We start from the raw sequence: 13,857 nt of genomic DNA on the forward strand, positions 1-13,857 counted from the left end.
CCTCAGAGCAGCGTGAGCTGCGTCGGTTCCGGGGCGGCCGGCACCGGCTCGGGGACGGTGATCCTGCGCGTCGCGCCCGCGCGCGCGGGTCCGATGCCGTACTCCTGCGCCAGTTCGTGGACCTGACGGGTGATCCGGCGCTGGTACCACTTCGGCGCGTAGGCCCCCTCCGCGTACAGCCGTTCGTAGCGGCGCACCAGATGCGGGTGGTGGTGCCCGAGCCAGGCCATGAACCATTCCCGGGCCCCGGGCCGCAGATGCAGCACCAGGGGGGTCACCGAGGTGGCGCCGGACGCCGCGATCGCCCGCACCGTGGCGCGGAGTTGGTCCGGACCGTCGCCGAGGAAGGGGATCACCGGGGCCATCAGGACCCCGCACGCGATGCCGCGTTCGCCGAGGGCGCGGACCACGTCCAGCCGCCGCTCCGGAGCGGGCGTGCCGGGCTCGACGGTGCGCCACAGTTCGCGGTCGGTGAAGCCCACCGAGACGGAGATCCCGACGTCGGTGACCTCGGCCGCCTGCGTCAGCAGATCGAGGTCGCGCAGGATCAGCGTCCCCTTGGTGAGGATCGAGAAGGGGTTCGCGTGGTCGCGCAGGGCGGCGATGATGCCCGGCATCAGCCGGTAGCGGCCCTCGGCCCGCTGGTAGCAGTCCACGTTGGTGCCCATGGCGATGTGCTCGCCGTTCCAGCGGCGCGAGCCGAGCTGGCGGCGCAGCAGCTCGGGCGCGTTCACCTTGACCACGATCTGGGAGTCGAAGCCGAGGCCGGTGTCGAGGTCCAGATAGCTGTGCGTCTTGCGCGCGAAGCAGTACACACACGCGTGCGTGCAGCCGCGGTAGGGGTTGACGGTCCACTCGAAGGGCATGCGCGAGGCGCCCGGCACCCGGTTCACGATCGAGCGGGCCCGGATCTCGTGGAAGGTGATTCCCTGGAACTCCGGGCTGTCGAAGGTACGGGTGGTCACCGCGTCCGCGCCGAACAGTGCGGCGTCCCGGCCACGGTCCGCCTCGGGGTCCGCCGTGAGGTTCTCCCAGCGCATGAGTCCTCCTAGGTAGCACTGACCCCAGAATAGAACACATGTTCCCTTGATCGTGCGACCCGGTTTTCCGGCTCCCATCCGGGCCCCCTCCGGGCCCCGATTTGGGCGGCCCGGCCGCCTGGTGGTTGGCTGGCCGCACACCCCGTAAAACCAAGTGCTGGAGGAAGTCAATGGCGCAGGTCGAGGCCACCACGGAACGGGTCATCGCGGCGGATGCGGAGGCGGTCTTCGACGCCCTGGCCGACTACAACGGCACGCGTCCGAAGCTGCTGCCCGAGCACTTCAGCGAGTACGAGGTGCGCGAGGGCGGCGACGGCGAGGGCACCCTCGTGCACTGGAAGCTCCAGGCCACCAGCAAGCGCGTCCGCGACTGCCTGCTGGAGGTCAGCGAGCCGACCGACGGCGAGCTCGTCGAGAAGGACCGCAACTCCTCGATGGTCACCACCTGGCGGGTCACCCCCGCCGGCGAGGGCCGGTCGCGCGTCGTCGTCACCTCCGTGTGGAACGGCGCCGGCGGCATCGGCGGCTTCTTCGAGCGGACCTTCGCGCCCAAGGGCCTCGCCCGGATCTACGACGCGGAGCTCGCCAAGCTCGCCGCCGAGGTCGAGAAGTAGCCGGGAGCCGACCCGGAACTGATGTCCCGGGGCCCGGAGTTGACCGCTCGGGGCCCCGGTGGAACTCACCGTTTCGAGTGGTTTTCCGTACGGCTCCCCCGTACGCCGTAGGGCTCCGACCGGCGGTTACGTCCTCCGGGCCGGGGTGTGGGGCGACTCGTCGCGCTTGCTCCCAGTTGTCGCGTAATGCGAGAAATGGGCGGCGCAGGCGCGACGAGGGGAGCGGTACGTGGGCGGCACGACGCTGGTGGAGATCGAGCGGGAGACGGCTCCCGTCGTCGAAGCGCCACCCCGGGAACCCGCATCCGGCACGCCGGGCCTGAGCCCGCGCCGGGTGCGCATGGTCTTCGTCGGGCTGATGCTCGCGCTGCTCCTCGCGGCGCTGGAGCAGATGATCGTGGCCACCGCCCTGCCGAAGATCGTCGGCGAGCTGCACGGCCTCGACAGGATGTCGTGGGCGATCACCGCCTACCTCCTCACCTCGACCGTCGGACTGCCCGTCTACGGCAAGCTCGGCGACCTCTTCGGCCGCAAGGGCGTCTTCCAGTTCGCCATCGTCGTCTTCGTCGCCGGCTCCGCGCTGGCCGGCCGGGCGCAGAGCATGGACCAGCTGATCGCCTTCCGCGCCGTCCAGGGCGTCGGGGCGGGCGGCCTCATGATCGGCGTGCAGGCGATCATCGCGGACATCGTGCCGCCGCGCCGGCGCGGCCGCTTCATGGGGCTGATCGGCGCCGCCTTCGGCCTCGCCTCCGTCGCCGGCCCGCTGCTCGGCGGCTACTTCACGGACCACCTCTCCTGGCGGTGGTGCTTCTACATCAACGTGCCGTTCGGCCTGCTCACGCTCGCCGTCGTCACCGTCGTGCTCAAACTCCCGAAGCCCGCCACCCGGGGACGCCTGGACGTCCTCGGGACGCTGCTGCTCGCCGCCGCCTCCACCTGCCTGGTCCTGCTGACCAGTTGGGGCGGCACCGAGTACGCCTGGGGCTCGCGCGTCATCCTCGGCCTCACCGCCGGAGCCGTCGCCGCGACGGCGCTCTTCCTCGTCGTCGAACGCTTCGCCCCCGAACCCCTCATCCCGCTGCGGCTGTTCAGGGACGGTGTCTTCAATGTCACCGCTCTGGTGGGGCTGGTCATCGGCATCGCGCTCTTCGGCGCGGCCAGTTACCTGCCGACCTACCTCCAGATGGTCGACGGCGCCACCGCCACCGAGTCGGGCCTGCTCATGCTCCCGATGATGGGCGGCATCGTCGGCGCCTCGGTGATCTCCGGACAGCTGATCAGCCACACCGGCCGCTACAAGGTCTACCCCGTGCTGGGCGCCGCCCTCTCGGTCGTCGGCATGTGGCTCCTGTCGCGGCTGGAGGTGGACACGCCCCGGCTGCACTACAGCGTCTGGATGGCCGTGCTCGGCGCCGGCATCGGCATGGTGATGCCGGTCCTGGTGCTCGCCGTGCAGAACTCCGTGCGCCCCGCCGACCTCGGCACCGCCACCAGCGCCAACAACTACTTCCGGCAGATCGGCGGCAGCGTCGGCGCCGCCGTCTTCGGCACCCTCTTCGCGAACCGGCTCGCCGACGCGCTGGCCGAACGCCTGCCCGCGCGCGCGGACGGCCCGGACGGCCCGGACCCCGAGTCCATCACCCCGCAGCTCGTCCACGCGATGCCCGCCGCGCTGCGCGACGAGTACATCCGCGCCTACGCCGACGCGATGCCGCGGATCTTCCTCTACCTGGTGCCGGTGCTCGTCCTCGGCCTGCTGATCGCCTTCTTCCTCAAGGAGAAACCCCTGGTGTCCCACAACGCCCCCGCCGAGCCCGCCTCCCTCGCCAAGGTCCCGCAGTCGCGCACCCACACCGCCGGGGTCCCGGTGTGCGGCACGGTCCAGCACCACGACGGCACCGTCGTGCCGCGGGCCGCCCTCACCCTCATCGACGTCGTGGGGCGGCAGATCGGGCGGGGCGCCAGCGGCGAGGACGGGCGGTACGCGCTCTCCACGCCCGGCTCCGGCTCGTACGTCCTGATCGCGGCGGCCGGCGGCCACCAGCCGCAGGCGGTCTCCGTGACCGTCGGCGAGCGCCCGGTGGAACTGGACGTCGTGCTGGGCGGCGCCGGACGCCTGGCCGGCAGCGTGCTCACCGCCGACGGCACCCCGGTTCGCGAGGCGACCGTCACGCTCACCAACGTCCACGGCGAGGTGGTGGCCACCACCCGCAGCGGCCCCGAAGGCGGTTACGTCATCACCGAGTTGGTCGCCGGGGAGTACACCCTGGCCGCCAGCGCGCCCGCGTTCCGCCCCACCGCCCTGCCCGTCACCGTGCAGGCCGCCCGCGAGACCCGCCAGGACGTCGAACTCGCCGGCGGAGCCGTTCTGCGGGGGACCGTGCGCGGCGGCGGCGGACGGCCCGTCGAGGACGCCCGCGTCACGCTCCTCGACGCGGCGGGCAACGTCGTGGACACCCTCACCACGGGCGCCGACGGCACCTTGCGCTTCGTCGACCTGTCCTCGGGGGAGTACACCGTGATCGCGGCCGGGTACCCGCCGGTGGCCACGGTGCTCCGGATGGCAGGCGGCGGCAGGACCGAGCGGGACCTCCAACTGGGCCACGAGGACTGACCGTTGGGGCTCCGGAAGGCCCCGCCGCGCCGGAGCCGCCCCCGGCGCGGGCAATTCCGGTGTTGCCGCACATCCCGGCCGGTCGCCGCCGTACCGTGGTGACGACGACGCAGATCTTGCGGATCCGTGGGGAGAAAGGGCCTGGCCATGGACCGTGGCACGGAAGTGGGCGCACATCCCGGAGCGGGAGCCCACGAGAGCCCCACGGCGCGGTACGCCGCCGAGGGGCGCATCCCGCTCGCCGTCGTCGTCGTGGACCGCGACGGCCTCGTCTCGCACTGGAGCACGGGTGCGCGGCGCCTCTTCGGCGCCACCCGGGAGGAGGCGCTCGGCCGGCCCGCCGCCGACCTGCTCCCCGTGTCCGGCGCCCTTCCCGAGGTCCTCGACCCCGAGCCGCTCACCGACGCCTTCGGGCCCTACGAGATGTACGACGGCCTGGGCCCCGACCTGGAGGCATCCCTCGGCGGCCGTACCTCCTACCCGGCGGCAGGCCGGGCCCGGCTCACCGGAGCGGACCGGGAACGGCTCGACATCCTGTGGTGGGGCTACCCCCTGATCGGACCGGGCCCCGCACGGCTCCTGGTGCTCGCGGCGGACGCCGAACGCCTGAAGGCCGAGCGGGGGTACGACGACGAGGTCGTCGAACGCATCGCACCCGGCTTCGCCCCGTACACCGAACTCCCGGCGCCGGACGACCTCGCCAAGCGGCTGCCCGAGGTCCTGCCGAACATGGGGCCGGAGCTCAGCGGCCGCATCGTGGCGCAGGTCCTGGAACTCGGTTACCCCATCCTGGAGTTCAGCCAGTACGAGCGGGTGCCGGTGACCCCCGACTGGGGCGTGCCGCGCCGCGCGGGCAGGCAGCGGGCCGCCGGGACCGGGACGCCGGCCCAGGCCCTCGTGCCGTCCGGAGCCGAGCACGACCTGGAGTACGCCGCCGTCCGCGAGCGGCTGGAGTTCCTGAACGAGGTCAGCACCGGCATCGGCTCCTCCCTCGACCTGGGCGAGACGATCCGCGAGGTCACCAGCGCCGCCGTGCCCCGCTTCGCGGATTTCGCCGGTACGCACCTGCGCGCCGCCGTCCTCGCCGGCGAGAGCTTCCCGGACGGCGCCCCGGACGTGACGACCGTGTGGCACCGGGTATGGGTCGAGCACAACGACGAGCCGGGCCGCTGGGACGACACCGTGCCGGTCGGCGAGGCCATCGCCTTCCCCGAGCACACGCCGTTCTTCCAGTGCATGAGCACCGGGGAGCCGGTGCTGATCCCGCGCATCGACGAGGAGCTGGGCAACCGCATCTCGGGTCAGTTCGAGAAGCGCGACCTGCGGCCCCTCATCACCGGCCGCTCCCTGCTCGTCGTCCCGCTCAAGGCGCGCAACGTGGTGCTCGGGTTCATGGTGCTCATGCGCCGCGCGGACCGCGAGGTGTTCGACGACATGGACCGCACGACGGGCGCCGAACTCGCCGCCCGGGCCGGTCTCGTACTCGACAACGCCCGTATGTACACCTACCAGGAGAACGTCGCCGACACGCTCCAGGACAGCATGCTGCCGCAGGTCTCCCCGCGCATGGCGGGCTGCGACATCGCGACGCGCTACCTCCCGGGCACCCGCCTCGGCCGGGTCGGCGGCGACTGGTTCGACAGCATCAAGCTGCCGGGCTCGCGCACCGCGCTGGTGGTCGGCGACGTCATGGGCCACGGCCTCAACTCGGCCGCGATGATGGGCCAGTTGCGCACCGCCGTGCAGACCATGGCCACCATGGGGACCCGGCCCGCCCAACTGCTGCGCAGCCTGGACGACCTGGCGCGGCGGCTCGGCGAGAACTACCTCGCCACCTGCCTGTACGCGGTGTACGACCCGATCCGCGGTGAACTGGAACTCTCCAACGCCGGCCACATCCCGCCCGTCCTGGTGCGTGCCGAGGACGGCCGCAGCGAACTGCTGCACCTGCCGACCGGCGCGCCCATAGGGGTCGGCGGGGTGCCCTTCGAGACCGCCGTCGTCCGCGTCGCGCCGGGGGACCGGCTCGTGCTGTGCACCGACGGCCTGGTGGAGGTGCGGGGCGGCGACATCGGAGAGGGCCTGGCCGCGCTCTGCGAGTCGGCGGCCCATCCCGCCGCCTCGATGGACGACGCCTGCGACACCATCATCCGCGCGCTCAACACCCACGGCGGACGCAAGGACGACGTGGCGCTCCTCATGGCCCGGCTGAACGGCATCCCGGACGACCACGTCGCCGAGTGGCAGCTGCCGAGGGAGGCCCGCGAGGTGTCCCGGGCCCGGCGGCTCGTCCGTGACCGGCTGGCGGCGTGGGGCCTCACCGACGCGATCGAGACCGCGGAACTGCTGGTCAGCGAACTCGTCGGCAACGCGGTGCGGCACGGCGCGGGCGCCGAGGTCGGGCTGCGGCTGGTCCGCACCGACGCCCTGCTGTGCGAGGTCCTCGACGACGAGCCGGCGCTGCCCGCGCTCACGAGCGCGGGCCCGGACGGCGAGTGGGGCCGGGGTCTGCGGGTGGTGAGCAGGCTCGCGCGGGAGTGGGGCGCGAGCGCCTCCGGGCACCGCAAGACGGTCTGGTTCGAGCAGGCGCTCACACCCGGTCCGCGCCACCCCTGACACCCCCCGGGGGCGCGCGGGGCTTCCGAGCGCGCCATCGGCGTGCGCGGGCTCGAATTTCCGGTGAAGGAAAGGCACTTGCCCCTTGCCCCCCGCCCGGCGGTCGCGATACTCCGATCATGACGCCGACCCTGGGGAGCACACATGAACGTCTCGGAGGACTACCGCAACGCCTGGGAGGGTTACTGGAAGGAGACCTCCGACGCGCCCGGTGACGCGATCTGGGACGCCGACCCGGCACTGACCTCCATACCCCACAGCGAACTGCTCCTGCCGTACGCGGACACCGCCCGCACCATCGTCGACCTCGGCTGCGGCAACGGCACCCAGACCCGCTACCTCGCCACCCGGTTCGCGCGCGCCGTCGGTGTCGACCTGTCCCACGCCGCCATAGAGCACGCCCGGCGCGCGGGCCGGGACGACGGCAGCGACGCCGAGTTCCAGCAGCTGGACCTGACCGACGGCGAGGCGGTACGCGCCGTGCACGCCCGCCTCGGCGACAGCCACGTCTACATGCGCGCCGTCATCCACCAGAGCGAACCCCGCGCCCGGGCCGCGGTGGCCGCCGCCGTCGCCGAGATCGTCGGCGTCGAGGGGCGCGCCTTCGTGGTGGAACTGACGGCCGCCTCGCGCCAGGTGCTCCAGCAGGCCGCGTCCGGACCGGACGGGCCGCCGCCGAAGCTGCTCCGGGTCTTCCACCACGGGCTGAAGCCGGCCGACGCGGCGGACGACGAGGTGCCGCGCGTGCTCGGGGAGGCCGGCCTGGAGATCCTCGCCGAGGGCGACACGACGCTGCCGCAGACGGAGTACATGGCGGACGGCACCCGCATCGACCTGCCCGCACGGTGGTTCGTCCTGGCGGGACGCCGCGCGGACGGGTGAGGAGCCGCCCGCGGACGGCGGGGTGAGGAGCCGCCCGCGGGCGGACGGGTGAGGAGTTGTCCACAGGCCTGTTCGCCCCCGGGCGGAAGCGCGTACGGTTTCGAGGCATGAAGATCCTCATCAGCGCCGACATGGAGGGCGCCACGGGCGTGACCTGGCCGGCAGACGTGCTGCCGGGCACCCCGCAGTGGGAGCGCTGCCGCGCGATGTTCACCTCGGACGTCAACGCGGCGGTGCTCGGCTTCCTCGACGGCGGCGCCGACGAGGTCGTCGTCAACGAGGCGCACTGGACGATGCGGAACCTGCTCCTGGAGCGACTGGACGACCGGGCGCAGATGCTCACCGGGCGGCACAAGTCGCTCTCCATGGTGGAAGGCGTGCAGCACGGCGACGTGGACGGCATCGCCTTCGTCGGCTACCACGCCGGAGCCGGCATGGAGGGCGTCCTAGCGCACACGTACCTGGCCAACTCGATCACCGGGGTCTGGGTGAACGGCGTCCGGGCCAGCGAGGGCCTGCTCAACGCCCACGTCGTCGCCGAGTTCGGGGTGCCGGTCGTCCTGGTCACCGGCGACGACGTGGCCTGCGAGGACGCCCTGGGCTACGCGCCGGAGGCGCTGAAGGTCGCCGTCAAGGACCATGTGTCGCGCTACGCGGCCGTGTGCCGGACCCCGGCGCGCACGGCGGCCGACATCCGCGCCGCGGCCAAGGAGGCGGCGGCGCTGGCCGTGCGGCACGAACCGGTCACCGGCGAGCCGTTCACCGTGGCGCTGGAGTTCGACGCCGAGCACCTGGCGATGGCCGCCACCGTCGTGCCCGGCGTGGCGCGCACGGGGGAGCGCAAGGTGGAGTACACCAGCGGGACGATGTACGAGGGAATCCGCACGTTCAAGGCGGTCACGACGATCGTCTCCGCCGCCGTGGAGGAGCAGTATGGCTGAGCACACGGCACAGGACGCCGCGCCGGAGCGGGCGGGTCAGGCCGACGGGCGGGCACTCGACGAGGTCGTCCGCTTCACCTCCGAGCTCATCCGCATCGACACCACCAACCGCGGCGGCGGTGACTGCCGCGAGCGCCCGGCCGCCGAGTACGCCGCGGCCCTGCTGGCCGAAGCGGGCCTGGAACCGGCGCTCCTGGAGCGCACCCCGGGCCGTACGAACGTCGTCGCCCGCATCGAGGGCACCGACCCCGCGGCGGACGCGCTCCTCGTGCACGGCCATCTGGACGTGGTGCCCGCGCAGGCCGAGGACTGGAGCGTGCACCCGTTCTCCGGGGAGATCCGCGACGGGGTGGTCTGGGGCCGCGGCGCGGTCGACATGAAGAACATGGACGCGATGATCCTCGCGGTCGTCCGGCACTGGGCCCGGCACGGGGTGCGGCCCCGGCGCGACCTGGTGATCGCGTTCACCGCCGACGAGGAGGCCAGCGCCGAGGACGGGTCGGGGTTCCTCGCCGACCGGCATCCGGACCTTTTCGAGGGCTGCACCGAGGGCGTCAGCGAGTCCGGGGCGTTCACCTTCCACGACGGCGCCGGCCGGCAGCTGTACCCGATCGCCGCGGGTGAGCGCGGCACGGGCTGGCTCAAGCTGACCGCCCGCGGCCGGGCCGGGCACGGCTCCAAGGTCAACGACAGCAACGCGATCACACGCCTGGCCGCCGCGATCACCCGCATCGGCGCCCACGAGTGGCCGCTGCGCCTCACCCCGACCGTCCGAGCGTCCCTGGCCGAGCTGGCGGCGCTCTACGGCATCGACACCGGCCTGGAGGACGTCGACGCCCTCCTGGAGAAGCTGGGCCCCGCCGCCTCCCTCGTCGAGGCGACCGTCCGCAACAGCGCCAACCCGACCATGCTCTCCGCGGGCTACAAGGTGAACGTGATTCCGGGGGAGGCGGTGGCCTACGTCGACGGCCGTTTTCTGCCAGGCGGCGAGGACGAGTTCCGCACGACCCTTGACCTGCTCACCGGACCCGACGTGGAGTGGGAGTTCCACCACCGCGAGGTGGCCCTCCAGGCGCCGGTGGACTCGGCGACGTACGCGCGGATGCGCGCCGCCGTCGAGGAGTTCGCGCCCGAGGGACATGTGGTGCCGTACTGCATGTCGGGTGGCACGGACGCCAAGCAGTTCTCACGCCTGGGGATCACGGGATACGGCTTCGCGCCGCTGAAGCTGCCGGAGGGCTTCGACTACCAGGCCCTCTTCCACGGCGTCGACGAACGTGTCCCGGTCGAGGCGCTGCACTTCGGCGTCCGCGTCCTCGACCGCTTTCTGCGAACGGCCTGACGAAGTGGGGGACATGGTGCAGACCCTGGCGTACGGAGCGTGGCCGTCGCCCATCGACGCGGCGCTCGCCGCCGCGCACGACGGGCGGCCCGATTTCGTGGGCTTCGTGGGCGAGGAGGCATGGTGGACCGAGCCACGGCCCGGCGAGGGCGGCCGGCGCACCCTCGTCCGCCGCGCGGCCGACGGCACGGAGTGCTCCGTGCTGCCCGCCCCGTGGAACGTGCGCAGCCGCGTCATCGAGTACGGCGGCCTGCCCTGGACCGGGATCATGCGCCCGGAGGGGCCCCTGGTGGTCTTCGTCGACTTCGCCGACCAGCGGCTGTACCGGTACGAGCCCGACACGCCCGGCAGTGAACCGGTCCCGCTGACACCGGTGTCGCCGGTGGGCGGCGGACTGCGCTGGGCCGACCCGCAGCTGCGGCCCGAGCTGGGCGAGGTGTGGTGCGTCCTGGAGGAGTTCACCGGGGATGGACCCGCGGACGTGCGCCGGCTGGTGGCCGCGGTGCCGCTGGACGGGTCGGCGGCCGGGCACCGGGACTCGGTGCGCGAACTGACCGACGACGCCCACAGGTTCGTCACCGGCCCCCGGCTCTCGCCCGACGGGCGGCGCGCGGCCTGGCTCGCCTGGGACCACCCGCGGATGCCGTGGGACGGCACGGAGCTGATCGTCGCGGACGTCACCGGCGACGGCACGCTGCACGGCGCGCGGACCGTCGCCGGCGGCCCCGAGGAGTCCATCGCCCAGGCCGACTGGGCGGGGGACGGAAGCCTGCTGTTCTCCAGCGACCGCACCGGCTGGTGGAACCTGTACCGCGTCGGCCCCGACGGCGGCGAGAAGGCGCTGTGCCCGCGCGAGGAGGAGTTCGGCGGCCCGCTGTGGCAGATCGGGCAGAGCTGGTTCGCGCCGCTCGACAGCGGGCTGGTCGCCGTCGTGCATGGCCGCGGCTCCACCGCCCTCGGCATACTCGACCCGGAGACCGGCGAGGTGGTCGACGCGGCCGGCCCGTGGACCGAGTTCACGCCGGCGCTCGCGGCGCACGGCACCCGGGTCGTCGCCGTCGGGGCCAGTCCCCGCAGTGCCTACGAGGTCGTCGAGCTGGACGCCCGCACCGGCCGCGCCCGGGTGATCGGCGCCCCGCACGACGACCCGGTCGACCCGGCCTACTACCCCGAGCCCCAGATCCGGACCTTCACCGGCCCCGCCGGCCGCGAGATCCACGCGCACGTCTACCCGCCCCACAACCCCGGCCACGTGGCCCCCGGCGAGGAGCTGCCGCCGTACGTGGTCTGGGCGCACGGCGGCCCGACGAGCCGCGCACCGCTGGTCCTGGACCTGGAGATCGCCTACTTCACCTCGCGCGGCATCGGGGTCGCCGAGGTCGACTACGGGGGGTCCACCGGGTACGGGCGGGAGTACCGCAACCGGCTGCGCGAGCAGTGGGGCGTGGTCGACGTCGAGGACTGCGCGGCCGTCGCACTCGCCCTCGCCGAGGAGGGCACCGCGGACCGCGGTCGGCTCGCCATCCGCGGCGGCAGCGCGGGCGGCTGGACGACGGCCGCCTCCCTGGCCGCCACCGATGTCTACGCCTGCGGCACGATCCTCTACCCGATCCTCGATCTCGCGAGCTGGGGGTCGGGGGAGACCCACGACTTCGAGTCGCGGTACCTGGAGACGCTGGTCGGGCCGCTCGCCGAGGTGCCCGGCCGGTACGCGGAGCGGTCGCCCGCCGAGCACGCCGACCGCATCACCGCGCCCTTCCTGCTGCTCCAGGGCCTGGACGACGTCATCTGCCCGCCCGCCCAGTGCGAACGGTTCCTGGCCAGGATGGAGGGGGAGGGCAGACGGGTCGCGCACGCCTACATCGCCTTCGAGGGAGAGGGCCACGGCTTCCGGCGCGCCGACACGATGGTGCGCGTCCTGGAGTCCGAACTCTCCCTGTACGCCCAGGTCTTCGGCCTGAACCCGCCGGGTGTCCCCACCTTGGAGCTGCTCAAGTGAAGTCCCTGACCCGCCCCGCACGCCTGGCCCCCGGGGCCCGGGTGGCCGTCGTCGCCCCCAGCGGCCCGGTCCCCGAGGAGCGCCTGGAGGCCGGACTGGACCTGCTGCGCGGCTGGGACCTCGACCCCGTCGTCGCCCCCCATGTGCTGGACCGGCACGGCGAGTTCGACTACCTGGCGGGGACCGACACCGACCGGGCCGCCGACTTCCAGGCCGCCTGGTGCGACCCGGACGTCGACGCGGTGCTCTGCGCCCGCGGCGGCTACGGGGCTCAGCGCATGATCGACCTCCTCGACTGGAGCGCGATCGCGGCGGCGGGCCCCAAGGTGTTCGTCGGCTACAGCGACATCACCGCTCTGCACGAGGCGTTCGCCACCCGCGTGGGCCTGGTGACCCTGCACGGACCCATGGTCGCCGGCGTCGACTTCGTCAAGAACGAGCGGGCGCAGGAGCATCTGCGCGCGACGCTCTTCGAACCGGAGACGGTCCGCACCGTCGCCGCCCCGGGGCACGGCGCCGCTCTCGTCCCGGGGCGGGCCAGGGGACGACTGCTCGGCGGCTGCCTGAGCCTCCTCGCCGCCGACCTCGGAACGCCGTACGCCCGGCCCTCCGCGCGCGGCGGCCTGCTGTGCCTGGAGGACGTGGGCGAGGAGACGTACCGGCTGGACCGCTACCTGACCCAGCTGCTGCGCGCCGGCTGGCTCGACGGCGTCGCCGGGATCCTGCTCGGCTCGTGGGTGGAGTGCTCGCCCTACTCCGAGGTGCGGGCCATGCTGGCCGACCGGCTCGTGGGCCTCGGCGTGCCGGTGGTGGAGGAGTTCGGGTTCGGGCACGGCGAGGGTGCGCTGACGATCCCCTTCGGGGTGACCGCCGAGCTGGACGCGGCGGCCGGGACGCTGACGCTGGACGAGCCGGCCCTGCGCTGAGCACCGGGCCGCCACCGCGCGGACGTGCCCTGACCCACGGCGGGGTCGCGGGTGCTCGTGCCCTCGTCCCCGGCAGCGTTGCCGCGCGCCCGCGTCACGGGCCGGAGCGCGGGCGGCTGCTCGCGTACTGTGGCCGGATGCCTGAGAACTCCCGTCACCTTGCCGAGGGCCCCCGGGTCGGCATCCGGCACTACACCTCGGACGACGGCGCCGAGTTCACCGCGCGGGCGCGGGAGAGCAAGGACCTGCACCACCCGTGGCTCTTCCCGCCCACCGACGCCGAGGCGTACGCCTCCTACGCCCAGCGGCTGATCGGCGACCCGACCAAGGCCGGTTTCCTGGTCTGCGAGCGGGACACCGGGGCCCTCGCAGGGTTCGTCAACATCAACAACATCGTCGAGGGCGGCTTCCTCAGCGGCGCGCTCGGATACGGGGCGTTCGCGCACGCCGCCGGACGCGGGCTGATGAGCGAAGGACTCGCCCTCGTCGTCGCCCACGCCTTCGGGCCGATGGGGCTGCACCGGCTTGAGATCAACGTGCAGCCGGGCAACGCCGCGTCGATCGCGCTGGCCCGGCGCGGCGGGTTCCGGCTGGAGGGCTTCTCCCCGGACTTCCTCCACATCGACGGTGCCTGGCGGGACCACGAACGGTGGGCGCTGACCGTCGAGATGACGCGGAGGAGGCCCCCGCGGCGGTGACCCGGGCCGAGGCCGGCCGCGACCGCCTCCGCGCCCCCGGAGGCCGTACACCCCGCAGCCCCGGCCCTCGCCAGGCGCCGTCATCCGCCGCGCTCCCGGCGCCGGCCCTCATCCGACGGCCCTCGTACCGCCCGCCCGCCCGAGTCGGCGTCGGACGCCTTTGCGCAATCCTGACGAGCGCCGCC

The 13,857-nt window shown here is 73.4% G+C and carries 10 protein-coding genes; 9 read left to right on the plus strand and 1 reads right to left on the minus strand.

Annotation, left to right across the window (positions count from 1 at the left end):
* Nucleotides 1–2: 2 nt before the first annotated feature.
* Nucleotides 3–1,040 carry an Rv2578c family radical SAM protein gene (locus tag ACZ4VA_RS10055; RefSeq protein WP_356175195.1) on the minus strand — a complete coding sequence of 346 codons (1,038 nt, stop codon included), beginning with the start codon at nt 1,038–1,040 and terminating at the stop codon, nt 3–5.
* Nucleotides 1,041–1,210: 170 nt separating this feature from the next.
* Between ACZ4VA_RS10055 and ACZ4VA_RS10060 the strand changes: the two genes are divergently transcribed.
* The 9 genes from ACZ4VA_RS10060 to ACZ4VA_RS10100 all read left to right on the plus strand — a co-directional run bounded on the left by ACZ4VA_RS10060 (nt 1,211) and on the right by ACZ4VA_RS10100 (nt 13,672).
* Nucleotides 1,211–1,654 carry an SRPBCC family protein gene (locus tag ACZ4VA_RS10060; RefSeq protein ID WP_356175192.1) on the plus strand — a complete coding sequence of 148 codons (444 nt, stop codon included), beginning with the start codon at nt 1,211–1,213 and terminating at the stop codon, nt 1,652–1,654.
* 229 nt (nt 1,655–1,883) lie between these two features.
* Complete coding sequence (locus ACZ4VA_RS10065) at nt 1,884–4,268, plus strand: MFS transporter (protein ID WP_468080713.1); 2,385 nt, start codon at nt 1,884–1,886, stop codon at nt 4,266–4,268.
* 147 nt (nt 4,269–4,415) lie between these two features.
* The gene (locus tag ACZ4VA_RS10070) at nt 4,416–6,884 is read left to right on the plus strand and encodes an ATP-binding SpoIIE family protein phosphatase (protein ID WP_356175187.1); all 2,469 of its coding nucleotides are present in this window, start codon (nt 4,416–4,418) and stop codon (nt 6,882–6,884) included.
* Nucleotides 6,885–7,028: 144 nt separating this feature from the next.
* Nucleotides 7,029–7,766: a class I SAM-dependent methyltransferase gene (locus tag ACZ4VA_RS10075; protein ID WP_452921505.1), complete on the plus strand. Its 738-nt coding sequence runs from the start codon at nt 7,029–7,031 to the stop codon at nt 7,764–7,766.
* Between the two features lie 107 nt (nt 7,767–7,873).
* Nucleotides 7,874–8,707, plus strand: a complete 834-nt coding sequence (locus ACZ4VA_RS10080) for a M55 family metallopeptidase (RefSeq protein WP_355790127.1) — start codon at nt 7,874–7,876, stop codon at nt 8,705–8,707.
* The gene (locus ACZ4VA_RS10085; protein ID WP_355790124.1) at nt 8,700–10,049 is read left to right on the plus strand and encodes a M20/M25/M40 family metallo-hydrolase; all 1,350 of its coding nucleotides are present in this window, start codon (nt 8,700–8,702) and stop codon (nt 10,047–10,049) included. The genes ACZ4VA_RS10080 and ACZ4VA_RS10085 overlap by 8 nt, the downstream gene beginning before the upstream one ends.
* 13 nt (nt 10,050–10,062) lie before the next feature.
* Nucleotides 10,063–12,048 carry a dipeptidyl-peptidase 5 gene (locus tag ACZ4VA_RS10090; protein ID WP_468080717.1) on the plus strand — a complete coding sequence of 662 codons (1,986 nt, stop codon included), beginning with the start codon at nt 10,063–10,065 and terminating at the stop codon, nt 12,046–12,048.
* A complete protein-coding gene (locus ACZ4VA_RS10095) occupies nt 12,045–12,974 on the plus strand; it encodes a S66 peptidase family protein (protein ID WP_388902974.1) in 930 nt (309 codons plus the stop codon). Before ACZ4VA_RS10090 ends, ACZ4VA_RS10095 begins: the two co-directional genes overlap by 4 nt.
* 137 nt (nt 12,975–13,111) lie before the next feature.
* Complete coding sequence (locus ACZ4VA_RS10100) at nt 13,112–13,672, plus strand: GNAT family N-acetyltransferase (protein ID WP_355787553.1); 561 nt, start codon at nt 13,112–13,114, stop codon at nt 13,670–13,672.
* Nucleotides 13,673–13,857 lie beyond the last annotated feature (185 nt).

It is taken from the genome of Streptomyces sp. NPDC028308, assembly GCF_055565855.1.